A 23,698-nucleotide genomic window follows, 5' to 3' on the forward strand; every position below is an offset into this window, starting at 1 on the left:
GTGCGGCTCGCTTAGTGATAGCGCTACCAATCATATGTGTCGAGCGGGATGCTCAGTTCCGCGCAGGGCGCGCCGTTACTCCGGCCTCGGTCTGCACCACCGGTTTCAGGGTGCCGTCAGGATTATATTCCAGCCGCTCGACGGTGACGGCCCGCCGGCCGATGGCGCCGTTCAGATCGCCGATCGCAAGCGTGGCGTTGTGCAGGAAAATATACCAGTCGCCCTTAAATTCGGCGATGCCCGGATGGATGGTGAAGCTGTACTTGCCAGAGCCGGTGAGTTCGCCGCGATAGGTCCAGGGGCCGTCGAGGGACGTTGCGGTCGCATAGGATATGCGCTCGTCCCGATGCGTCGCCCTGTCGAGGGAGGCATAGGTCAGATAATAGAATCTGCCGCGCTTGTGCAGCCAGGGGCCTTCCTCGAAATGGGGCGGAGTGATCTCCCTGATGGGTCCGTCCAGCTCGATCATGTTGGACTTCAACTTCGCGATATAGGCCTGACGATTGCCCCAGGCGATCCAGCTCGTGCCATCGTCGTCCGTGAAGACTGTGGGATCGATGTCTTCCCAACTGTGAGTGCCCTTTGGCGTCATCTGGTTGGTGATCAGCGCGGAGCCCTTCGCATCGACGAACGGGCCGGTCGGCCTGTCCGAAACGGCGACGGCGATCGCCTTGCCCGGATGCGTGTTGTCATGCTCGACCGCGGCGTAGAACCAGTAGCGGCCGTTCTTTCGGATGGTCTGCGACGCCCATGCATCCTTCTTCGCCCATTTGAAGTCGGACACCTTCATGATCGGGCCATGATCGGTCCAGTGCCGCATGTCCGTGGTGGAATAGACCAGCCATTCCTTCATGTTGAACATCTCGTCCCGCTGCGCCTCGTCATGGCCGACATAGAGGTAGAGGCGGTCGCCATCGACCATCGGCGCGGGATCGGCGGTGAACTTGTCGCGGATGATGGGATTGGACCCCGGCGCCGCGTCCTGCGACAGGGCAGGCGCGGCAATGGCGGCAAGGGTGAGGAAGGGAAGCAGCGACCGGCGCATGGATGGACAGTCCTCTTGATGTTCAGCTCAGGATGATGCGGCGCGCCGCGCCCTGCGGATCGTCGACCATGCGGCATTGATTGTCGAAGACCATGGTCGCGCACCGCGTGGCGTCGGTCGGCGTCCAGTTCAGCCCCGGCTGGCTGGGATTGCCGGTGCGGGCGAAATTGGCCCAGGCCCTCGCCATGGTGCGGGCCAGCTTCCGCGCTTCGGGCGTATTGCCGGTGCCCTGATCGCACAGCGCTGTATTGTCGAACACGAAGGCAAGGTCGGCGGTGTGCCATGCGCCAGCGACTCCGTCCAGCTGGGGCGACTGCCACTGGAAGAGATATTGGTACATCGGCGCGGCGCCCGGCTGCTTGTCGCGCAGGCCAACCATGGTCTGGATGCGATTGCGGTAGCCCAGGGAGTCCACGCCGTAGGAGAGGGTGCGGATCGCCTTTTCGGGGTGGTCCCGCTTCATCTGGGCGATAAGCGCGTCCGCCTTCCGTGCGCCATAGCGTTGGCTGAGGTCGGCGCGCCATTCCGCCTCGCCGGGATTCTGGCCGAACCGCATTCCCTCTTCGCTGGTGTTGCCGATCAGCATCGGCACGTCGCGGGAAACATCGGGCGCCACGTCGAAGAAGGACCGCACCGTGATGACCCGGCCGTCCATTGTCGGATTCCAGCCCACGCGCGGAGTGGTGGAGGGGCCGCCCACCCCGCGCGGGCCGTTGACCTGCTCGGCCACCTTGTTGCCCGCGGCGAAAAGCGTCGCCCAGTCCATCCTTTGCAGCGCGCCGATGTCCCGCGCGCCGATACCCAGTTCCTTGACGACCCGGCGCGAGAAATCGCGCGATTGTTCCAGCGCCGGAATATTGCCGCCGCCGCCCGATTGCGCCGCCGCGCGATGGATGAGACCCTTGCCCGACGGCATGCCCATCAGCGTCGTCACCTTGGATGCGCCGCCCGACTGGCCATAGATCATGATCCGGTCGGGATTGCCGCCGAAGGCCGCGATATTTTCCTGCACCCAGCGTAGCGCCGCGATGCAGTCGGTCATGCTGACATTGACCGATTCCTCATAGGGCGCGCCGCCCACCTCGGTCAGGTCCAGAAAGCCCAGCACGTTGAGGCGGTGGTTGATCGACACCTGCACCACGTCATGATGCCGCGCCATCTGCGCGCCGTCGTGAGAGGCGAGTTCGTAGGAGGAGCCGAAGGCGAAGCCGCCGCCGTGGAAATAGACCATGACGGGGCGATTGCCCGATAGCGAGGGCGTCCAGATGTTGAGCTTCAGCATGTCCTCGCCAAGGAAGCCGTCGGTCCATTGCTGGAGGAAGGTGTGTTCCTTCGCGCGAAAACTGTGCAGCGTCTGCGGGCAGTTCGCCCCATAGGCGAGCGCGGGATAGGGATCGGCCCAGGGCTTGGGGGGCCTGGCGGGAAGCCAGCGGTTCTCTCCCCCCGTATCGTCGCCATAGGGTATGCCCTTGAAGGTGAAGACGTCCCCGGCGACATAGCCGCGCACCGGGCCATAGCGCGTCCTCGCAATGGCGTTGCGCGGCGTGGTGCAGGTTCCCGCACCGCCCGAAATGGCGGTCGAGCGCGGAGCGGCCGCTGCTTCGCCACCCAGCAGCGCCGCCGCGCTGCCCAGGGACGACGCCAACAGCGCCTGACGTCGATCGAAAAGCATGGCCCGCTCGGTCATCCAGCATCCCCTTTGTCGATTATGAGGCCGGTGTCCTGCTGATCGACCGGCGCTAAAATCCTATACGATCCAGAGGGCTGGTCAATAACTCACACAAATATTTTATGCGCCGTCGCCCGCCGGGGGATGACCCGGCGAACGCCTCTCGCCGGGCTCCGGCATCTCCGCCGATCCATGTCCTCTTTGCCCCTTTGCCGCAGGCGATCCTTGGCTTAGATCACCGTTTTGGGTTTGTCGAAGACATGGGGTGGGCATGGCGAAACCGGAGCGTCCGGCGCGCGGGGCGACGATCGTCGATGTGGCGGCGCGGGCGGGCGTGTCGTCCATGACGGTGTCGCGCGTCATCAATGGGCGCGCGGGCGTGAGCGCACAGGCGCGCGCGGTGGTGGAGGAGGCGATCAAGGCGTTGGCTTACACGCCGAACGCCGCGGCCCGCAGCCTGGTGACGTCCAGCGAACTGCGCATCGGCGTGATCTATTCCAATCCCAGCGCCGCGTTCATGAGCGAATTTCTGACGGGGGTGTTCGAGGAAGCGTCCGCCTGCAGCGCGCGGCTTGTGCTGCTGAAGGGGGAAGGGGGGCGCGCTCCGTCCGCCGCCGCGCTGGAAGACTGGATCGAATCGGGGATCAGCGGCGTGCTGCTTGCTCCGCCGCTGGGCGAAGCGCCGGATGTGCTTCGCGTCCTGCGGGCCAGGGGCTGCGTCATGGCGGCGGTGGGCGCATATCAATCCCCCGATACGATTTGCGTGCGGATCGACGACCGGGCCGCGGCCTATCAGATGACCGGGTTGCTGCTGGACATGGGGCATCGCCGACTGGGGTTCATCCTTGGCAATCCCGATCAGGCGGCAAGCGCCGAACGCATGGCTGGCTTCTACGCCGCTGTCCGGGAACGGGGCGGGGTGGAGGTGCAGGTCGCGCAGGGCGATTTCACCTATATGTCCGGCCTCGCCGCTGCCGAGCAGTTGCTGGGCGCGGCCAGTCCGCCCACGGCGATCTTCGCGAGCAATGACGACATGGCGGCGGCCGTCGTGTCCGTGGCGCACCGGCGCCATCTGGACGTTCCGGCGGAACTGACCGTCGTGGGGTTTGACGATACCACAGCCGCCCAGACGCTGTGGCCGCCGCTGACGACCGTGCACCAGCCGGTGCGGGATCTGGCGGCGGAGGCCCTTAACCTGCTGGTGGCTCAGATCGCGGCGGGCGCCCGCCGTTCCCGCGTTCCCCGCGAGAGGATTCTGGAGCATCGGATCGTGCAGCGTCAGTCCACCGGAGCGCCGAACTCTTCCTCCACATAGACGAAGCTGGCGAAATCCGCCGGATGGGCCTGGCCCGACAGGTCCTGGCAGGCCATGCCGATGAAGGCGCCGGTGAAGTTGGGCAGGCCGGGGTGGGTGACTTCGTCCGACAGGATGCTGGCGTCGTGGACATCCGGAAGGATATGCCAGTCCTCCCCATCGGCCCGCCAGGCGAAGCGCAGCCGGTCGCCATCCACGGCGGCGCGCAGATCGATCGTGCCGTCGGGCAGCCGGTCGGCGACGATGTCGAATCTGTTGCCCTCCGGATTTTCGGGCGAAGCGGAGAGGATCTGGAGCTGCCGCCGGCCTTCCTCGGCGCTGACGCACAGATAATAGAATTTGGTGCTGTTATAATAATAGATGAGGCCCGCCGCCTGCTGGAAGCTGCGGGGCTCGAAGGAGAGCGAGGTCGTCGCGGTGAAGCGGAAGGCGGTCTGCCGCCGCGCCACCAGCGCCTGCTCGAACAGGCTGCCGACCGTTTCACGCCCGTAAAGACGCAGGAAGCCGGGCCGGGCCGTCAGGCTGAACAGCCGTTCCGGGGCGGGGCTGCGCAGCCATTGCAGGTCCCGCGGCAGTTGGGGAAGGTCGAAGCGCCCGTCCCAGCGTTCGATGTCCCATGGGGCGGGCGGCAGGTCCGGCGCAGGCGGCGTCCCGTCGGGCCGCGCGTCCCCGTTGACGGTGCGCAGCCAGCCATCCTCGCCCCACAGCATCGGTTGTATCGCGGTTTCGCGGCCCATGATGCAGCGTTCGCGCCCCGGCAGCGGACGGCCGCACAGATAGGCCAGCCAGGTGCTGCCATCCGCCAGTTCCACCAGATCGCCGTGGCCGGCGCGGGCGATGGGCGCGTCCTTGCGGCCCGCGCTGGTCAATATGGCTCCATCCGGATGCACTTCATAGGGGCCGAGCAGGTCGGGCGCGCGCGCCATGACGACGGCATGATCCCAGCCCGTGCCCCCTTCGGCGACCAGCAGATGATAGAAGCCGCCACGCTTGTAGACATGCGGCCCTTCGGTAAAGCCGCGCTCCGTGCCCTTGAAGATCAGCGTCGGTTCGCCGACCAGCTTCAGCGTCGCGCGGTCCAGTTCCTGCGCTTGTATGCCGGCGAACCGGCCATGGCCGGGCCGGTGGTCCCACAGCATGTTGAGCATCCAGCTGCGCCCGTCATCGTCATGGAATAGCGCCGGGTCGAAACCGCTGCTGTTGAGGTGCACCGCGTCCGACCATATGCCGTCGACCGTTTCGCAGGTGACGACATAATTGGGGAAGTCGCGCAACGACATGCCCTTCGCCCCCTGGACGGTGGTGGCGCCGTAACGCTTGACGTCCGTGAAGACCAGCCAGAAGCGGCCGTCCGCATGGCTGAGGTCCGGGGCCCATACGCCGCAGCCGTCGGGATCGCCGCGCATGTCGAGCTGCCCCGCGCGGTCGAGCGGGCGGGCGACGAGCCGCCAGTTCACCAGGTCGCGGCTGTGGTGGATCTGCACGCCCGGATACCATTCGAAGGTGGATGTCGCGATGTAGAAATCGTCGCCCACGCGCACGATCGACGGATCAGGATTGAAGCCCCGCAAAATGGGGTTGGAAATGTTTGTCATCGAGGCTTGCGCACCAGCGTCCACAAAATGGCGGCGCCGACCAGGTCGAGCACGCCGAGCAGGATGAAAAAGGGCTCATAGCCGACCCGGTCGACCATCTGCCCAAGGGAAAGGGAAAAGACCAGCACCCCCAGATTCCCGGCCAGGCCCGCCATGCCGGCGGCGGTCGCCACCTCATTCCTGGCGAACAGGTCGGACGCCATGGTGATGACCGTCACCGACAGGGTCTGATGGGCGAAGCCGCCAAGGCAGAGCAGGGCGATCGCCGCATAGGGATTGGTGGCAAAGCCGACAAAGGCCATGCCGGTCATCAACAGGGCGCCAAGCGTGAAGGCCCAGCGCCGCGCATCGACAAGGTCGATCCCCCTGCGCTGGAGGAAGGCGACGACGGCCGGGCCGAACAGGCATCCAAGGTCGGCGGCCAGGAAGGGCAGCCAGGCGAACAGCGCGATTTGCCCAAGATCGAAGCCGCGCACGCGCGCGAGGTAGAGCGGCATCCAGAAGGACAGCATGCCCCAGACCGGATCGGCCAGCAGGCGGGGAAGCGCTATGCCCCAAAGGTCGCGCCGCCGCGCAAGGGCGAGCACAGCGGGTTTTTCGGCGCGAGCGGCCAGGCGCTGTTCCTGGTTGTTCAGGATATAGTCGCGCTCCGCCTGACTCAGCCGCCGGTGCCGCATCGGGCTGTTGTAATGGAGGAACCAGAGGACCGACCAGATGAGGCCTATGCCCCCCGCCACGACGAAGGCCAGCCGCCAGCTATGCACCATGACGGCCCAGGCGACGAGCGGCGGGGCGAAGACCGCGCCGAAGGAAGCGCCGATATTGTAGATGCCGCCCGCGATGCCGCGTTCCCTGGAGGGGAACCATTCCGCCACCAGCTTCTGGCCGGCGGGCTGGGCCGATCCTTCCGCCAGGCCGAGCAGCCCGCGCAGCGCGGCGAATCCGAACCAGCCATTCACAAGGCCATGCGCCATGGTGACGAGCGACCAAACCGCGACGCATATGGCGAAGCCAATGCGCAGCCCTACGCTGTCAAGGAAATAGCCGGCCGCCGGCTGGAGCATCACGCCCAGTTGGAAGGCGCCGGTTATCCAGCCATATTCGACGTTGCTGATCTTCTGTTCGGCAAGGATCACGGGCGCGGCAACGCCCAGCACGGAACGCGACAGATAATTGATGACCATCGCGCCCACAAACAGGCCGATGATCGTCCAGCGGAACTTGCCGACCAGCGTCAACATGGCGGCCTGCTCCAGCGCGAGCCGCGAAATCCCCTGGGTTTTCGGGCGATGGGAGCCGGGCCGCCGTCCTCTACGGACATGGCATGGCGGCGGCATTTGTGGTTCGAAAGCAACATCCCCTCCCGATAATCTTGTATGAGTATTGACAATAATCCTCCTCCAATCAATAGGCATTGTTAGCGCTAACTAAAAATCAGTCGATTCCTTGTTATCGTTTGACGGTGAAGGCGCGCGGCCGGGGCGACAGCCCCGCATTCAGATGCAAAGCATCATTTTATTGGGGAGAGCAGGATGTCGGATTTCCAGTTTCAACGCCGTTTGATGCGCGCGGGTTGCGCCATGGCGAGCATGGTCGCGCTCGGCATCGGCCTTGTCCATGCGCCCGCTTTCGCACAGGCGGCGAGCCAGGCTTCGGCGCCCCAGAATGGCGAAGAGCGCGCCAGCACTTCGGACATCGTGGTCACCGGATCGCGCATCAAGGCCAGCGGCTATACCGCGCCGACGCCCACGACCGTGATCGATGAAACGTCGATTCAGGCCAATGCGCAGCCCAACATCTTCACCACCATTGCCCAGTTGCCGTCGCTTCAGGGCTCAAGCGGCACCACGGTCAACACCTTCAGCACCTCAAGCGGTCAGCAGGGCCTCAGTTCCTTCTCGCTGCGCGGCGTGGGCGCGATCCGTACCCTGACGCTGATCGATGGCCAGCGGGTTGTCGGCGCGAACGTGACCGGCGTTCCCGACGTCAGCCTGTTCCCGCAATTGCTCATCCAGCGCGTCGACGTGGTGAATGGCGGTGCGTCGGCCTCCTACGGATCGGACGCCGTGGGCGGCGTCGTCAACTTCATCACCGACACCCGCTTCAAGGGGCTGAAGGGCAATATCCAGGGCGGCATCAGCAAATATGACGACAATGAACAGGTGCTCGTCCAGCTTGCGGCCGGCACCAGCTTCCTGGACGATCGCGCGCATCTGGTCGTCAGCGGCGAATATGCCAATGAAGACGGCGTGGGCGGCGGCGACTGGGGCATCGGCCTGGCCGGCGGCCGCGACTGGTTCAAGCAGACCAGCCTGATCGACCGTGGCGTCATCAATGACGGATCGCCGCGCTATGTGCTGCGCGATTATGCGCAGGCCTATAACTACACCAAATATGGCCTCATCACCTCCGGCCCGCTGCAGGGCACGGCGTTCGACCAGAACGGCAACCCGTTCCAGTTCAACTATGGATCGAACGGCGTCCCCGCGCGTGACGGCACGACCAATGTGCGCGGCTGCTTTCCCGGCTTCTGCCTTGGCGGAGACCTGTCGGGCAATGTCGATGCGGGCCGTTCGCTCCAGTCGTCCATCGAACGCATCAACACTTACGCACGCCTCGGCTTCGACTTTGCCGACAATGACGAACTCTACTTCACCTTCAACTTCGGCCAGGTGAAGACGCAGAACCAGCCGGTGGGCGGCATGAACAAGCCGGGCCTGACGATCCAGTGCGCCAATCCGTTCGTGCCGGCGTCGATCAAGGCGGCCTGCGCGACGGCGGGCATCACCAGCTTCGGCTATGGCACCAGCAACGCCGCCCTGGGCAACACGCAGGTCAACACCGACCGCCGCCAGTATCGCGCGGTGATCGGCGCCAAGGGTCAGTTCGACTTCCTGGGCACCGAATGGTCGTACGACAATTATTATGAGCGCGGCACGAACTATACCGACATCGATGTGTCGAACATCCTGCTCACCAACCGCTTCAACGACGCGATCAACGCAACCACGCTGAACGGCGCTGTGGTGTGCGCCAGCGCCGCGGCGCGGGCGAACGGATGCCAGCCGCTCAACATCTTCGGCGGCAACCCGTCGGCGGCTGCGCTCGCCTATATCATGCCGGAGAACGGACCCCGCCAGCGGACCCGCCAGACGCAGGACGTGGTCAGCATCAACATCTCCGGTTCGCCGGTGGAACTGTGGGCCGGGCCGCTGTCGATCGCCTTCGGCGGCGAATATCGCCACGAATTCTATCGCGTGAAGGCCGATCCCTATGGCGTCGGCACCAATTTCCAACCGAGCGAACCCGATTATCCGTTCGATCCCACGCTGCTGCCCGGCGGCAACAACTGGTACGCCGGCAATTACAAGAGCGGCGGCGGCGCCTATGGCGTGAAGGAAGCCTTTTTCGAGGCCGATCTGCCGGTCCTCAACAGCGACGCGCTCGGTCGCGCCAACATCAACGGCGCGGTGCGCGTGACCGACTACAGCACGTCCGGCACCATCTGGGCATGGAAGGTCGGCGGCACATGGAACCTCCCGATCGAAGGATTCCGCCTGCGCGGCGTGACGTCCAAGGACGTCCGCGCGCCCAACCTGTCGGAACTGTTCGCCGCCCCGGTCACCACGACATTGCCCAATTTCTTCGACCCGTTCCGGGGCGTTAATGTGCTCGCGATCCAGAACAGCATCGGCAACCCGAACCTGCGTCCGGAAACGGCGCGCAACACGACGGCGGGCATCGCCTTTTCCGGCGCGTCCTGGCTGCCGGGCCTCAGCGTTTCGTTCGATTATTACAAGATCAAGATCAAGGACGTCATCTCCAGCCTGGGCGCGGGCGACATCGTCAACCTTTGCTTCCAGAATGTCCGTCCCGAAACCTGCAGCGCGTTCAACCTGAACAACCAGCAGGGGCCGAACTTCATCAATGTGCAGGCGTTCAACCTGGCGTCGATCGATACCAGCGGGTTCGACATAGAGGCGAGCTACCAGTGGCGGCAGCCTCTGGGCCTGCCGGGCACCTTGACCCTGCGCGGCCTTGCGACGCATGTCAGCAAGTTCGTGACGGACTCCGGCCTGATCGGCACGATCCCGGTCGACAGCGCGGGCGTCAATACTGGCAACACGCCCGACTGGAAGTTCCTGGCGATCCAGAGCTACGAGAATGAGAAATTCTCGTTCATGATCCAGGAGCGCTGGTTCAGCGACGGCGTGCTGGGCCACCAATATGTGGTTTGCCAGCCGGGCACCTGCCCTGCGTCCACCAACAATCATCCGACCATCGACCAGAATTTCATGCCCGGCGCCTTCTACATGGACATTGGTGGCACCTATAATGTCACGCCGCAGGTGACCGCCTATTTCAAGGTCGACAACCTGTTCGATCGCGATCCGGCCAAGTCGCCATTCTTCGTCAATCCCGCGCTCTACGATGTCGTCGGGCGCATGTATCGGGCAGGCGTTCGTTTCCGTTTCTAGGACATGGTACGGGAAATCGGGGAACCGGTCTTCCGCTCATGACCAGGTCAACGTCTGAATGAAGACCATGCTGTCGGGGTCGAAGCGACACCGGCAGCATGGCGATGAACTGGGGAGAGGTTTGCGTCCAGAGCTTTGCCTGGGCCAGGGCAGCGGCGGTTTTCCCCTTCCCCCGCCTTGCCCGATACCTCTCCTCCCTCTTCTTCCGCGGCATCGGACCGCTTGCGCCGGGCCGTAAAGCGCGCAATCCCTTCCTTCCACCGGGATTATGTGGTAGCGCTCCCAAGATAAGAGGCGAGAGGGTGGGATGGCTGGGGATATTTTTCCGTCGCTGACGAACATATTGGCGCCCCACGGGCCGCCGGTCAGCGCGAAGCTGCTGAGTTTCGCTCCCGGCGACTACAGCATCCATTTCTTCCTGCAACTCGCGCTCATCGTCCTCGCCTGCCGGGGGGTGGGCTGGTTCTGCCGCAAATTCCTGGCGCAGCCCCAGGTGGTCGGGGAAATGATCGCCGGAGTGATCCTGGGGCCCTCGCTGTTCGGCGTCGTCGCGCCCGACCTGCAGGCGATGATCTTTCCCAGGGAAACCAACAATGTGCTTTACGCCGGCGCGCAGTTCGGCGTGGCGCTTTACATGTTCCTCGTCGGCCTGACGCTGCGCCTGGATCATTTCCAGTCGAAGGCCCGGAACGCGGCGATGGTGTCGGGCGCGGGGCTGTTCGCGCCTTTCGTCATCGCGATCCTGATCACGCCCTGGCTTGTCACCGTTCCCGGCCTTTTCGCGGAGGGCATAGGTCAGGGCAGCGCGACGCTCTTCATGGGCGCATGCATTGCCCTGACCGCCTTTCCGATGCTGGCGCGGATCATCAACGAACGCGGCCTTGCCGACAGCCCGCTCGGAACCCTTTCGCTGACGGCCGGGGCGTTCGACGACGCCGCATCCTGGTGCGTGCTGGCCGTGGTGCTCGCCCTGTTCGGCGGCGGCAGCGGCGTCGCCGTTCTGGCGATCGTCGGCGCCTTCCTCTATGTCGGCTTCCTGCTGCTGTTCGGTCGGCGCCTGCTCGCGCCGCTGGGGCGCGCGGTAGAGGCGCAGGGCGAAATGAGCATGACCGTGCTGGCGATCACGCTGGCGCTGTTCTGCCTGTCCGCCTTCATCATGGACGCGATCGGCATTCACGGCATATTCGGCGGCTTCATCCTGGGCGTATTCATGCCGCGCGGTTTGTTCGTGGAGGAACTGAGGAAGAAGGTCGAACCGCTGGCCGTCGTCATCTTGCTGCCGATGTTCTTCACCTATTCCGGGTTGAACACGCGCCTCGACATGGTGAATTCGCTTTCCTTCCTGCTCATTGCGCTCGGCATATTGGTCGCCTCCATCCTTGCCAAGTTCGGCGCCTGCTATGCGGCGGCGCGCCTGTCGGGCGAGGATAATCGAACCGCGCTGGGAATCGGCGCGCTGATGAACTCGCGCGGACTGATGGAACTCATCATCATCAATATCGGCATTCAGAAGGGCATTATCGAACCCGCCCTGTTCTCGATGCTGGTGCTGATGGCGATCGTCACCACCATGATGGCGGGGCCGCTGTTCGAGATAGTCTATGGAAGGCGCGCGCGGGCGGAGGGGGAATTGGGTCGGCTGGGGGCCGCGGCCTGATCTCCCTGTCGTGAGCCGCCCCTAGAGCCAATCGACATTCAGAAGATGACGAGCCGAGCCGAAGGCCACCGAAGGTAAAATGGTGTTTTTCCGTGACCCGGAGCGCAGCCTACTCAAAGTAGGTGAGCACCGGCAGCACGGAAAAGCGTCATTTGCAGGCCGTCAGGGCTGAATGTCGATTGGCTCTAGGCCGGCCGAACCGGCACGACCGCCAGCATATCGGAGGATGTGAGGAAAAGGCGTCGCCCGGCGGCGTCCAGCGCGCAGTTCGCCACCGACTTGCCCGTCCCGATCAGCCCCAGCGCCCTGCCGTCCGGGGCGAGTATGTGGACGCCCCCCGGACCTGTGGCGAAGACATGCCCATTGCGTGAAACCTTGATGCCGTCCGGCAGGCCGGGCAGGCCCTTCTCCTGTTCCGCGCGCATGTCGTGGAACAGGCGCCGACCCGTCGGAAAGCCGCGTTCATCGAGCGAATAGGCCAGAACCTCCGGCCGCTGCTCATCGGACAGTGCAAGATAGAGCGTCCTGCCGTCCGGCGATGCCGCAACGCCATTGGGGCGGCGGTGACTGCCGTCCAGCAGCGACAGCGCTCCGTCCGGACCCAGCGCATAGAGGCCGCAATGCTCCAGTTCCCGCAACGCAGACCTATCGCCATCCGTCAGACCATAGGGCGGGTCGGTGAAATAGATCATGCCCGACGGCGCGACGCACAGATCATTGGGGCTGTTGAACCGCTTGCCCTGGAACCGGTCGGCCAAAATGGTCCGGGCGCGCGTGCGCAGGTCGATTCGCACGATGGCGCGCGTGCCGCTGTCCGCGGCGATCAGCGCGCCGGAGGAATCGATCGCCAGACCGTTGAGGCCCGGCTCCCTGATGCCGGGCGGCACGGGGCCTTGCAGGCCGGAAGGCGACAGGAACGGACGCGCCCCATCCTTCGGCCGCCAGCGATACAGGATATTGGACGGCGGATCGTTGAACAGCAGGCAATTGTCCCGCGGCGCCCAGACCGGACCCTCGGCCCATTTATAGCCCCTGGCGAGGACGGTCACGGCGGCGGATGGCGCAACGATCCGGTCCAGTTCGGGGTCGAGCCGCCGGATCGAGCCGATGGGGGCGGCCACCGCCGCGCCCAGCCGCGCGCCGACCGGCAGGCTCGCCAGACCGGCCAGGAACATCCGGCGCGACGTCATGCCCTTATGGCGACCTCTCGCCGCTCGGCCGCCGAACGGTAGATCGCTTCGATCACGCGCATGTCGGCAAGGCCTTCCTCGCCCGGCACGATGGGGGTCGTGCCGTTGACGATGCATTCGGCCATATGATCGAGCTGCCCCGCAAACTGGTTCTTGGCCGCGGGCGGGAGCGTGCGCGGGGTCGTGACGCCATCCTTGCGGATCGACATGCTCTGCCCCTGATAGGGGGTCGCCGGTTCCATGTCGATCCAGCCCTGCGTGCCGATGACGCGATAGCCATTATGGGAGGAACTATAGCTGGAGATGCAGTTGGCGACGATGCCGGATGGAAAGCGCAGCAGGAAGCCGATGCGGTCCTCCACCGTCTTGAAGCGGGGATCGGATTTGTCCGTGGTCTCGACGGCGCTGACCGAAACCGGCTCTTCCCCGGTCAGGTAACGGGCTGCGTTCAGGCTGTAGATGCCGATGTCCATCATCGATCCGCCGCCCGACAACGGCCGGTCGAGCCGCCACTGGTCCGGCCGGGCCGGGAAACCATGTTCGGCGGTGATGAGGCGGGTGGGGCCGACATGGCCGCCGCGCGCCAGTTCGATGGCGAGCCGGTTATAGGGTTCGAACCGCGAACGATAGCCGATCATCAGCTTCGTTCCCGCCTTGCGGCAGGCGGCGATCATCGCCTCGCACTCCGCGACGGACACGGCCATGGGCTTTTCACACATCACATGCTTGCCTGCCTGCGCCGCGCGGATGCTATATTCGGCATGCATGCTGTTGGGCAGCACCACATAGACGACGTCGATGTCCGGATTGTCCCGGATGCGGTCGAAATCGGCATAGCTGTAGCGGTGGGTCGCCGCTATGCCATATTGCGCGCCATATTGGTCCAGCTTGGCCGGCGTGCCGCTGACGAGGGCGACCAGCCTCGCATGCTCGCAACCCGCGAAGTTCGGCATGATCTGGCGCGTGGCGTAGGAACCCAGCCCGACAATGGCATAGCCGATCTTGCGCGCCGGCGCCGCGCCGGCGCGCGTTGCCATGCCGGCCAGAACCATTCCGGCGCCAAGGCCGCCCAGGATTTCACGACGGGAAGTGGTCGCCACGCGAAGCTCCCTTTTTTCTGGAGGATGAATGAGGGGTCAGTCGGCGGCGCGGCCAAGCGCGGGGCGCAGCCAGCCCAGATTGCGCGCGACGATGGCCGCCTGGGTGCGGTTGCGGACGTTCAGCTTCCGCATCAGCGCCGTCATGTGAACCTTCACCGTGGCTTCGGCCATGCCCAGTTCATAGGCGATCTGCTTGTTCAGCAGGCCCGAATGAACGCAGCGCAGAACCTTCATCTGGGTGGGGGTGAGCTGGGGCGGTTCGGCCGTCCTGATGCCCTGGGGCCTCTGATCCTGATGACCGAGGCTGTCATGCAGATCCAGCGCGATGTGCATCCTCTCTCTCCCTGTTTTGCCAGGCGCTGTCCTGCCCGGCGCTATTCTACCCGGCCTATTCCGCCAGGCTTGCCGCGGCAGCGCGGTTCGCGCACTGCCATGTCGGATTCGATAACGCTAACATACCGGAATCGGTCAGACAGCTTCAAGCGAAAAATGCGATATACGACCCCATATCTGTGGTTTTGCGCTGAAATCATGGCTATGACCTGTCTAACAGGTTTCAGCAGCGGCTGATCTCCGCATGGCCCGATCACCATATAGAAGAGAGGGGAGAGGATGGCGTTAACATCAGTTATGGCGGCGGTGGCTCCTCATCCGCCGGTCGCCCGCGTCGGCGCAGGAGCAGGCGCCGCATGAGCCCGGCGGACTATCGGCTGATCTTCTCGGCCATTGCCGGCATCGCGCTCTCCATCACGCTCATCATCCGGGGGCGGCTGCATCCGTTCGTGGGCCTGCTCTGCGGCGCCTTCACCGTGGGGCTGCTGGCGGGCCTGCCGATGGAGGAAACCGCAAAGGCGGTGGAGAAGGGCGCGGGCGCCATCCTGGGCGGCACGGGCCTTGTCGTCGCGCTTGGCCTCGGCCTTGGCGCGATGCTCCAACTGTCGGACGGCGCGGGCGGACTCGCGCGCGCTGCGCTGCGCATTTCAGGCATTGGGGGCGCGCCCTGGGCCAGCCTTTTCACCGCCATCGTGATCGGTCTGCCCCTCTTCTTCGAAACGGGGCTGGTGCTGCTGCTGCCGATCGTCGCTTCGGCGGCGGCGGCCTTGCCCAATGGGCAGAACAACGACACGGCCAAGCTCCGCCTGATGTTGCCCGCCCTGTCGGGCCTGTCGGTGGTCCATGCGCTGGTGCCGCCGCATCCCGGCCCGTTGCTGGCCGTGAACGCGCTGGGCGCCAATCTGGGCCTGACGCTGGTCTATGGCCTGATCGTCGGCATCCCCACCGCCATCATCGCCGGCCCGCTGCTGGCCCGCTTCACCGCGCCCGGCGTGAAGCTCAGTCCTCCGCTGCTCGATCCCGTGCGCGTCGATGTCGCGACTCCTTCCGTCGGCCGCGCACTGGCGGCCGTGCTGCTGCCGGTCGTGCTGATCGCGGCGGGGCAGGCGGTCGCGCTGATGCCGCCGGACATGGCGGCGCTGTTCCACTGGCTGAGCTGGATCAGCGATCCGGTCGTCGCGCTGCTCGTGGCGGTGCTTGCCGCATTGCCGCTGCTGTTCGGGCGACGCATCGCCGACCGCAGCATCCAGAACGCCATCTGGACGGAGGCGATGACGCCCGCCGGGGGCATCATTCTGGCCATCGGCGCGGGCGGCGCGCTGAAGCAGGTGCTGGTGACGGCGGGGCTTTCCGACATGCTGGTGCGGCTGGCGCAGGGCGGCGCGATCTCCCCGATCCTGCTCGCCTGGGGCGTGTCCGTCTGCATTCGCCTGGCGACCGGTTCGGCCACGGTGGCGACGATCACCACGGCAGGCGTCATGGAGGGGCTGGTCGCCGCATCCGGCGTGCAACCCGAATGGATGGTCCTCGCCATCGGCGCGGGTTCGCTGTTCTTCTCGCACGTCAACGATCCCGGTTTCTGGCTGGTGAAAAGCTATCTTGGCACCGACATGCCCGGCACTTTCAAGACCTGGTCGATCATGGAGACAGTCGTCGCCGTCGTCGGCCTGCTGCTGGTGCTGGCGGCGAGCAGTATCTTCTAGCAAGGGGGGCAGCCATGACTTCGACAGACAGGCAGGTGTCCCGATGACGCAGGCGCGGCTTTCCGACCATGCCTATGCCGGCATTGTGGAGATCATCAAGGCGGAAGGTCTGGAGGTCGGTGAACGCCTGCCCTCCGAATCGCGGCTCGCGGAGATGTTCGGCGTCTCCCGCGCCATCGTGCGGGAAGCTTTGGTGCGGCTGGCGTCGGACGGCATAACGGAGGCGCGGCGGGGCGCCGGCTCCTTCGTCAAGAGCCGCCCGTCGGAACGGCTGACGGCCTTCATGCCGCTCAGCGAACTGCCGACGACGCTCGGCAGTTATGAGGTGCGCTTCGTGCTGGAGGCGGAGGCCGCGCGCCTCGCCGCCACCCGGCGGACGGGGCATGAAATGGCGCATATCGAAGAAGGGCTGGCGCTGTTGAGCCAGGCCCTGCTGTCCAGCGAGCCCGCCCATGCCGAGGATATGGAACTGCACCGCCGCATTGCGGAAGCGACCGGCAATCCGGCCTTCGTCATCACCTTCGATGCGCTATATGGCGATGTAGAGAAGATCATGCGGGCGGGCGTCGACATCTCCCGCTCCCGCCCGCCGGAGGTGATCGCGACCATGTTGCGCGAGCATGAGCTGATCGTCGACGCGATCCGCGCCCAGGACCCGGAGGGCGCCGCGCTCGCGATGCGCTGGCATTTGTGGGAAGGACGCCGCCGCCTGATGCCGTGAAGGCAATCAGCGCAGCCAGTCCAGCGTCAGATCGCGCAGCGCGCCGGGCGGCGTATCGGTCGTCAGGATCATCGCGCCCTCGTCCGGCTGCGGCCGTTCCAGCGTCGCCAACTGGCTGTCCAGCAGGCTGGCGGGCATATAATGGCCGGGGCGGTTGCAAAGGCGCGCCAGCAACTGGTCCCGGCTGTTTTCCAGCAGGACAAAACGCACAGGCGCGCCGATCGCCGCGCGCAGCCGGTCGCGATAGCTTCTGCGCAGCGCCGAGCAGGCAAGGACCGCCGCGCCGTTCGCCGCTATCGCATCCGCCGCCGCTTGCCCCAGACGGTCGAGCCAGGGCCAGCGATCCTCGTCGGTCAGCGCCCGCCCGCCGCGCATCTTCTCCACCGCATCGGTCGAGTGGAAACTGTCGCCCTCCAGAAAGGGACAGGCCAGCGCTTCGGCCAGCAGGGCGCCCAGCGTCGACTTGCCGCAGCCGCTGACGCCCATGACGATGACGGCGAGCGGCAAGGAGGGGGCAGGATCGGCGGATGATGGCAAAATGGCGTCCCTGGCAGGCGGGCGATGGCGCCCTGATGACGCACCGCCCCGATGTCCCTTCGCTATAGCTTTGCCGGTAGAGGCATGAAAACTACGACCTTTGTCGCAAGTGCCAAGCGCCCGCCCCGGCCTTAGCCATGGGTCGAGGCGACAACTATCTCGGGAGACGGTGATGATCGGACGCGCCATGATGGCGGCTCTGCTGGCGGCAACGGCCCTGGCGGGGGCCGAACGGGCACAGGCGGAGCAGGCATCCTCCGCGGGCCGCTCGGTCTTCCCCCTTGCCCCCGATGAACCCGATGCCGTCACCGTCAGGGCGAAGGGCGACGGCCGCGCGGACGACAGCGCGGCGATCCAGCAGGCGCTCGACAAGGCGCGGGACAGGACCGGCCATGGCATTGTCTTCCTGCCGTCCGGCACCTACCGCATCACGCGCACGCTGGTGATCCCGGCGGGCGTGCGCGTCTATGGCGTGGGGCCGACGCGCCCCGTGATCCTGCTGGGCGCCAATACGCCCGGGTTCCAGCAGGGCGTGTCGACCATGATCGTCTTCGGCGGCGGCGACCAGTATAATGTCGGCCAGGTGCCCGTGCCGGTGCCGACCGTCGTCCCGCGCGAAAAGGTGGTGCGCGACGCCAATTCAGGCACTTTCTATTCCTCGATGAGCAATGTCGACATAGAGATCGCGCCGGGCAATCCGGCGGCGGCGGGCGTGCGCTTCCGCATGGCGCAGCATGCCTTCCTCAGCCATATGGAATTCCGCCTCGGCACCGCCTTTGCGGGCGTCTATCAGGCGGGCAACGTCATCGAAAATGTCCATTTCCAGGGCGGCCGCTATGGCATCGTGACGGAAAAGACCTCGCCCGCCTGGCAGTTCACCCTGCTCGATTCCACCTTCGACGGCCAGCGCGACGCCGCCATCCGGGAACATGAGGTGGACCTGACGCTGGTCAATGTCGCGATCCGCAACACGCCCGTGGGGATCGAGATCGACCGGGGCTATGGCGACAGCCTGTGGGGCAAGGATGTCCGATTCGAAAATGTGTCGAAGGCGGGCGTCATCATCTCCAATGAGAAGAATGTCTTCACCCAGATCGGCTTCGAAAACGCGCTGGCGGTGAACAGCCCGGTCTTCGCGCGCTTCCGCGACAGCGGGCAGGCGGTGAACGGCAAGGGCAGGGCCTATAGGGTGGCGTCCTTCTCCTACGGCCTCGCCGTGCCCACGCTCGGACGAACGGGCGAGTACAGGACGGAAGCGGAGGTGGAGGCGCTGCCCGCCATGCCCGCGCCCAGGACGCCCGCCATCCGCGACCTTCCGGATATGGCGCAATGGGTCAACATCCGCACGCTGGGCGCGATGGGCGACGGCAGGGCGGACGACACCGCCGCGATCCAGAAGGCGATCGACAGCCACCGCATCCTCTATTTCCCGACCGGCTTCTACAAGGTCACCGACCGGTTGAAACTGCGCCCGGACAGCGTGCTGATCGGCCTGCACCCGGCGATCACGCAGCTTTATATTCCGGACAACAATCCCGGACATGCCGGCCTCGGGACGGTGCTCCCCATATTGGAAAGCCCCAGGGGCGGCGACAATATCCTGTCCGGCCTTGGCCTCTTCACCGGCCGCGTGAACCCGCGCGCCTCCGCGCTGCTGTGGCGCTCGGGCGAGAACAGCCTGGTGGACGACGTCAAGATCATGGGCGGCGGCGGCACCCCCACCGCAGACGGCACGATGCTCGGCAGCCTGCGGGTCCACACCGGCGATCCCGTCACGGACGACCGGCTGGACGCGCAATATCCCAGCATCTGGGTCACGGACGGGGGCGGCGGCACCTTCGTCGATGTGTGGAGCCCCAACAGCTTCGCGCAGGCGGGCTTCTATGTCACGGACACCCGCACGCCGGGCCATGTCTATGAAATGTCGGTCGAACATCATGCCCGCAATGAATTCGTGCTCGACAATGTGCATAATTGGGAGTTCCTGGCGCCCCAGACCGAACAGGAAGTGGGCGACGGGCCCGACGCCATCTCGCTCGACATCCGCAATTCCAGCAACCTGCTGTTCGCCAATTATCATGGCTATCGCGTCACGCGCACCTATGCGCCGGAGGAAAGCGCGGTGAAGCTCTCCAATTCGGGCGACATCCGCTTCCGCAACGTCCACATCAACGCCGAAAGCGGCTATGCCACCTGCGACGACGAAGGCTGCGGCACCTTCCTGCGGGCGAGCAAATATCCGTTCGACAATGCGATAGAGGATGTGACGCGCAAGCTGTTCGTGCGGGAAAGGGAGTTTGCGAAGCTCGACATCGGACCGGCGGGCAGCACCATCGCCGCGCCGCCGCCCGCCGGCACGAAGGTCGATAAGCTGGAGGACGGCTTCTGGTCGATCTCCGGCGCGGCGGTGGACCCGCAGGGCGCGCTCTATTTCATCGACCGCCGGTTCCAGCGCATCCACCGCTGGAGCGAGGACAAGGGGCTGGAGATCGTGCGCGACCATGCGCTCGACCCGGTGAACCTTGCCATCGACGCATCGGGCCATGTGATGGTGCTGTCCTCCCTGGGGCCGAAGGCGGGCGTCTATTCCTTCGATCCGGCGGGGCCGAAGGATGCGATGACGCTGATCCGGCCCACTCCGGTGCGCAACGGCGGCGCCGCCCGGACATTGCTGCCGGTCAACTGGTGGAACAATGGCGAGTTTCGCGACCAGCTCGACTTCGGGACCTATCGGTTCACCACATTGGCGGAGATGTTCGCACGCGACGCGGGAACGCCCAAGGCGCAGGAATATCTGTCCCCCGACGGCAGCCTGTCGCTGCCCGCCTTCCGCACCTGGCAGCAGGGGCCGGTCGACCATAGCGGCTGGCGCTGGTCCGACAGCCTCAACGCTTATGGTTTCGTGTCGGGCAAGCCGGGCGAGCGCCTGTTCGTCACCAATGCGTCGGAAAATGTCACCTATAGCGGCACGGTGGGCGCGGGCGGCGCGCTGACCCATCTTCGCCGCTTCGCCAATCGCGGCGGGGAAAGCGTGGCCGTGGACGGCCGCGGCCGCGTCTATGTCGCGAACGGGCAGATCTTCGTCTATGGGCCGGACGGCAGGGAAAGCGGCCGGATCGACGTGCCCGATCGTCCGTTGCAGATCCTGTTCGGGGGCCCGGACAGGCGCACGCTGTTCATCCTGACGCACCACGCCCTCTACGCGGCGAAGCCGTAGGAAAACGCCGCCACGGCGCGCCTACGACCTATGTCGTAAGTGCGGCGCGGCGGGCCGGGGGCTAATCTTTGCGGCGTCGCCGGGCATGGGCGCACCCGGCCGGCAACGGGCGGCCAGATATAAAAGGGGAAGGATCAATGAAAGTGACGATCGCAATCCATCGACATCTGGCCGGCGTCAGCCTCGCGGCGGTGGCGAGCATGGCTCTGGCCGGCGCGGCCCGGGCCCAGGACGCGGCCACGCCCCCGACGGCCGCGCCCCAGGCGGAGACGGAGGATGCGGGCGCGGCGCGCAATGCCGACATCGTCGTCACCGGGTCGCGCATCACGACCAGCGGCTTCAACGCGCCCACGCCGACCACGGTGATCGGTGAGGAGCAGATCGCCAACAATGCGCAGCCCAATATCTTCAACACCGTCGCCCAATTGCCTTCGTTGCAGGGATCGACCGGCGCGTCGACCGGCACCTTCAGCACGTCGAGCGGCCAGCAGGGCCTCAGTTCCTTCTCCCTGCGCGGCCTGGGCCCGATCCGCACCCTGACCCTGCTCGACGGCCAGCGCGTCGTCGGCGCGAACGTCACCGGCGTTCCCGACATCAGCATGTTCCCGCAGCTTCTGGTGAAGCGCGTCGACGTGGTGACGGGGGGCGCGTCGGCCTCCTACGGCTCCGATGCGGTCGGCGGCGTCGTCAACTTCATCACCGACACCCGTTTCGAAGGGTTCAAGGGCAATATCCTTGGCAGCATCACCAAATATGGCGACGATGAAACCGCGCTGGTGCAGGCGGCCTGGGGCAAGTCCTTCCTCGACGATCGCCTGCATGTCGTGCTGAGCGGCGAATATGACCATGAAGGCGGCGTGGGCGCCGGCGACTTCGGCACGGACCTCGCCGGCAGCCGCGACTGGTATCGCGCGACGACGCTGATGAACACCGGCCAGCTCAACAACGGCCTGCCGCAGTTCAACTATCGCGACTATGCACAGCCCTATCAATATGCGCGCTACGGCCTCATCAACAACGGCCCGTTGCAGGGCATCGCCTTCGACCGGAACGGCACGCCCTATAATTTCAACTATGGTTCGGGCGGCCAGCCGCTCGGCAACGGCCAGGTCAGCAACTGCTTCCGCGGCAACAGCTTCTGCCAGGGCGGCGACCTGTCGGGCGCGCCGGGTTCGGGCGCCTCGCTGAAATCGGCGCTGGAGCGCATCAACGGCTACACCCGGATCGGCTACGACTTCGCCGACGACAATGAAGCCTATGTGACGGTCAATGTCGCGCAGGTGAAGACCAGCAACCAGCCCAGCCCCGGCTATAACCGGCCCAGCCTGACCGTCCAGTGCGCCAACCCGTTCCTGCCGCAACTGGTGCGCGACCGCTGCGCCACGGCGGGCATCACGGAATTCAGCTTCGGCAGCAGCAACGGCGCCTTCCCCGATCCCCGGGTGCATACCGACCGCAAGCAATATCGCTTCGTCGGCGGGCTGAAGGGCAAGATCGGCGTCGGCGGAACGGACTGGAACTATGACGCCTATTATGAACATGGCATCACCATTTCCGACATCAGGGTGCGGGACATCGTCCTCCAGAACCGCTATGTCGCCGCAACCAATGCGATCACGCTCAACGGCGCAGTCGTCTGCGCCGATCCGGCGGCGCGGGCGGCGGGTTGCCAGCCGATCAACATCTTCGGCGGCTTCACCCCTTCGGATGCGGCGCTGGCCTATGTCGCGCCGCATGAGAACGGACCGTTCCAGCATACGAAGCTGACGCAGGACGTCGCCAGCCTCAACTTCTCGGGCAATCCGTTCGAACTGTGGGCCGGGCCGGTCTCGGTCGCGTTCGGCGGCGAATATCGCCGCGAATTCTATCGCGTGAACGCCGATCCCTATGGCGCGGGCGTTTCGCCGCTCAGCCCCAACAGCCCCGACTATCCGGCCGATCCGCTGCTCAATTCGACGCTGGGCAGCAACTGGGCGGCCGGCAACTACAAGAACGGGCGCGGCAAATATGAAGTGTGGGAAGGCTATCTCGAAGTCGACCTGCCGCTGATCGACAGCGACGCCATGGGCCGCGCGAACCTCAACGGCGCGGCGCGCGTCACCAACTACAGCACGTCGGGCACGGTCTGGACGTGGAAGGTCGGCGGCACCTGGGACACGCCGCTCGACGGCATCCGCCTGCGCGCCGTGACCTCGCGCGACGTGCGCGCGCCGAACCTGTCGGAACTTTTCGCGGCGCCCACGGTGACGACGCTGCCCAACTTCAACGATCCCTTCCGCAACCAGGCGGTGCAGGTGTTCCAGAACACCATCGGCAACACCAATCTGAAGCCGGAAGTGGCCCGCAACACCGAACTCGGCATCGTGCTGGCGCGGCCGTCATGGCTTCCCGGCCTCAGCCTCTCCTTCGACTATTACAACATCAAGCTCAGCGGCGTGGTCTCCACCCTGTCGGCGGACCAGATCGTCCGCTTCTGCTTCGAGGGCAACCAGGCCTTCTGCGGCGGCTTCCAGCTCGACGGGCCGCAGGGCACCAATTTCGTCAATGTCCAGCCCTTCAACCTCGCCTCCTGGAAGACCAGCGGCTTCGACATAGAGGCAAGCTATCAGTGGCAGCAGCCGCTGGGCCTGCCCGGCAGCTTCACCGTCCGGGCGCTGGGCACGCATATCCGCAAGTTCATCGTCAACGCGGGCATTGCGGGCGTCGACCCGGTCGATCAGGCGGGCGCCAACAACGGCAATACGCCGGACTGGAAATGGCTGGCGGTGCAGACCTACGACAGCGGCCGGTTCAGCTTCACGGTGCAGGAACGCTGGATCAGCGACGGCACCTTCGGCAATCAATATGTCGTCTGCCAGTCGTCCTGCCCGGCCTCGACCACGAACCACCCGACCATCGACCATAACCGGATGAAGGGCGCCTTCTACGTCGACATCGGCGCGACCTTCAAGTTCGGCGAAAACCTGTCGATCTACGGCAAGGTGGACAATCTGTTCGACAAGGACCCGGTCGCCGCGCCGCAGACCAACACCGGCCTGGACATCAACCCGGCGCTCTACGACACGCTGGGCCGCATCTACCGCGCGGGGGTTCGCTTCAACTTCTGATCTGCCACTCTCTCCCCCACCTTGTCCCGGC

Annotated in this window: 15 protein-coding genes; 7 read left to right on the forward strand and 8 right to left on the reverse strand. The window is 65.5% G+C overall.

All coding sequences use genetic code 11. The annotated features are described in order from the left end of the window. Positions 1-52 precede the first annotated feature (52 nt). Entirely contained in the window at positions 53-1,045 is a 993-nt protein-coding gene (locus K7W03_RS00655; protein ID WP_222885227.1) for a glycoside hydrolase family 43 protein, read from the reverse strand. 22 nt (positions 1,046-1,067) lie between these two features. After that, positions 1,068-2,732, reverse strand: coding sequence for a carboxylesterase/lipase family protein (locus K7W03_RS00660; RefSeq protein ID WP_222885228.1), 1,665 nt, complete (start codon positions 2,730-2,732; stop codon positions 1,068-1,070). A 253-nt stretch (positions 2,733-2,985) separates the two neighbouring features. Here K7W03_RS00660 and K7W03_RS00665 point away from each other — a divergent pair, with 253 nt between their 5' ends. Further along, positions 2,986-4,029, forward strand: coding sequence for a LacI family DNA-binding transcriptional regulator (locus K7W03_RS00665; RefSeq protein ID WP_222885229.1), 1,044 nt, complete (start codon positions 2,986-2,988; stop codon positions 4,027-4,029). On the opposite strand, the gene K7W03_RS00670 is transcribed toward K7W03_RS00665, so the two are convergent. Beyond that, on the reverse strand, positions 3,993-5,624 hold the full coding sequence (locus K7W03_RS00670) for a glycoside hydrolase family 43 protein (RefSeq protein WP_222885230.1): 1,632 nt from the start codon (positions 5,622-5,624) through the stop codon (positions 3,993-3,995). The two genes, K7W03_RS00665 and K7W03_RS00670, sit on opposite strands and share 37 nt — an antisense overlap. After that, positions 5,621-6,865: an MFS transporter gene (locus K7W03_RS00675; protein WP_025549233.1), complete on the reverse strand. Its 1,245-nt coding sequence runs from the start codon at positions 6,863-6,865 to the stop codon at positions 5,621-5,623. The genes K7W03_RS00670 and K7W03_RS00675 overlap by 4 nt, the downstream gene beginning before the upstream one ends. Positions 6,866-7,156: 291 nt before the next feature. Here K7W03_RS00675 and K7W03_RS00680 point away from each other — a divergent pair, with 291 nt between their 5' ends. Next, a complete protein-coding gene (locus K7W03_RS00680; RefSeq protein WP_082718661.1) occupies positions 7,157-10,102 on the forward strand; it encodes a TonB-dependent receptor plug domain-containing protein in 2,946 nt (981 codons plus the stop codon). 307 nt (positions 10,103-10,409) lie between these two features. Then, the gene (locus K7W03_RS00685) at positions 10,410-11,759 is read left to right on the forward strand and encodes a cation:proton antiporter (protein WP_025549230.1); all 1,350 of its coding nucleotides are present in this window, start codon (positions 10,410-10,412) and stop codon (positions 11,757-11,759) included. Between the two features lie 185 nt (positions 11,760-11,944). Here the strand turns inward: K7W03_RS00685 and K7W03_RS00690 are convergent, their stop codons facing one another. From K7W03_RS00690 to K7W03_RS00700, 3 genes are all read right to left on the reverse strand, one after another. After that, positions 11,945-12,949: an SMP-30/gluconolactonase/LRE family protein gene (locus K7W03_RS00690; protein ID WP_222885231.1), complete on the reverse strand. Its 1,005-nt coding sequence runs from the start codon at positions 12,947-12,949 to the stop codon at positions 11,945-11,947. Then, positions 12,946-14,001, reverse strand: coding sequence for a Gfo/Idh/MocA family protein (locus K7W03_RS00695; protein WP_222885247.1), 1,056 nt, complete (start codon positions 13,999-14,001; stop codon positions 12,946-12,948). Before K7W03_RS00695 ends, K7W03_RS00690 begins: the two co-directional genes overlap by 4 nt. Before the next feature lie 84 nt (positions 14,002-14,085). Further along, positions 14,086-14,382: a response regulator transcription factor gene (locus tag K7W03_RS00700; protein WP_025549227.1), complete on the reverse strand. Its 297-nt coding sequence runs from the start codon at positions 14,380-14,382 to the stop codon at positions 14,086-14,088. Positions 14,383-14,738: 356 nt separating this feature from the next. Here K7W03_RS00700 and K7W03_RS00705 point away from each other — a divergent pair, with 356 nt between their 5' ends. Both K7W03_RS00705 and K7W03_RS00710 read left to right on the forward strand, forming a co-directional pair. Continuing rightward, positions 14,739-16,085 carry a gluconate:H+ symporter gene (locus K7W03_RS00705; protein WP_061935903.1) on the forward strand — a complete coding sequence of 449 codons (1,347 nt, stop codon included), beginning with the start codon at positions 14,739-14,741 and terminating at the stop codon, positions 16,083-16,085. Positions 16,086-16,128: 43 nt separating this feature from the next. Further along, on the forward strand, positions 16,129-16,806 hold the full coding sequence (locus tag K7W03_RS00710) for a FadR/GntR family transcriptional regulator (protein WP_044661134.1): 678 nt from the start codon (positions 16,129-16,131) through the stop codon (positions 16,804-16,806). A 6-nt stretch (positions 16,807-16,812) separates the two neighbouring features. Here K7W03_RS00710 and K7W03_RS00715 read toward each other — a convergent pair whose 3' ends face one another. Further along, a complete protein-coding gene (locus K7W03_RS00715) occupies positions 16,813-17,343 on the reverse strand; it encodes a gluconokinase (protein WP_048575499.1) in 531 nt (176 codons plus the stop codon). Positions 17,344-17,515: 172 nt separating this feature from the next. Here K7W03_RS00715 and K7W03_RS00720 point away from each other — a divergent pair, with 172 nt between their 5' ends. Both K7W03_RS00720 and K7W03_RS00725 read left to right on the forward strand, forming a co-directional pair. Continuing rightward, positions 17,516-20,560, forward strand: a complete 3,045-nt coding sequence (locus tag K7W03_RS00720) for a glycosyl hydrolase family 28-related protein (RefSeq protein ID WP_222885232.1) — start codon at positions 17,516-17,518, stop codon at positions 20,558-20,560. Positions 20,561-20,697: 137 nt separating this feature from the next. Then, positions 20,698-23,667, forward strand: a complete 2,970-nt coding sequence (locus K7W03_RS00725; RefSeq protein WP_222885233.1) for a TonB-dependent receptor plug domain-containing protein — start codon at positions 20,698-20,700, stop codon at positions 23,665-23,667. Positions 23,668-23,698 lie beyond the last annotated feature (31 nt).

Source organism: Sphingobium sp. PNB, assembly GCF_019873065.1.
Lineage (GTDB): Bacteria > Pseudomonadota > Alphaproteobacteria > Sphingomonadales > Sphingomonadaceae > Sphingobium > Sphingobium fuliginis.

Coding starts and splice junctions, on each gene's coding strand:
- K7W03_RS00655 (WP_222885227.1), bottom strand. CDS start 1,045: ATGCGCCGGTCGCTGCTTCCCTTCCTCACCCTTGCCGCCATTGCCGCG.
- K7W03_RS00660 (WP_222885228.1), bottom strand. CDS start 2,732: ATGACCGAGCGGGCCATGCTTTTCGATCGACGTCAGGCGCTGTTGGCG.
- K7W03_RS00665 (WP_222885229.1), top strand. CDS start 2,986: ATGGCGAAACCGGAGCGTCCGGCGCGCGGGGCGACGATCGTCGATGTG.
- K7W03_RS00670 (WP_222885230.1), bottom strand. CDS start 5,624: ATGACAAACATTTCCAACCCCATTTTGCGGGGCTTCAATCCTGATCCG.
- K7W03_RS00675 (WP_025549233.1), bottom strand. CDS start 6,865: ATGTTGACGCTGGTCGGCAAGTTCCGCTGGACGATCATCGGCCTGTTT.
- K7W03_RS00680 (WP_082718661.1), top strand. CDS start 7,157: ATGTCGGATTTCCAGTTTCAACGCCGTTTGATGCGCGCGGGTTGCGCC.
- K7W03_RS00685 (WP_025549230.1), top strand. CDS start 10,410: ATGGCTGGGGATATTTTTCCGTCGCTGACGAACATATTGGCGCCCCAC.
- K7W03_RS00690 (WP_222885231.1), bottom strand. CDS start 12,949: ATGACGTCGCGCCGGATGTTCCTGGCCGGTCTGGCGAGCCTGCCGGTC.
- K7W03_RS00695 (WP_222885247.1), bottom strand. CDS start 14,001: ATGGTTCTGGCCGGCATGGCAACGCGCGCCGGCGCGGCGCCGGCGCGC.
- K7W03_RS00700 (WP_025549227.1), bottom strand. CDS start 14,382: ATGCACATCGCGCTGGATCTGCATGACAGCCTCGGTCATCAGGATCAG.
- K7W03_RS00705 (WP_061935903.1), top strand. CDS start 14,739: ATGAGCCCGGCGGACTATCGGCTGATCTTCTCGGCCATTGCCGGCATC.
- K7W03_RS00710 (WP_044661134.1), top strand. CDS start 16,129: ATGACGCAGGCGCGGCTTTCCGACCATGCCTATGCCGGCATTGTGGAG.
- K7W03_RS00720 (WP_222885232.1), top strand. CDS start 17,516: ATGATCGGACGCGCCATGATGGCGGCTCTGCTGGCGGCAACGGCCCTG.
- K7W03_RS00725 (WP_222885233.1), top strand. CDS start 20,698: ATGAAAGTGACGATCGCAATCCATCGACATCTGGCCGGCGTCAGCCTC.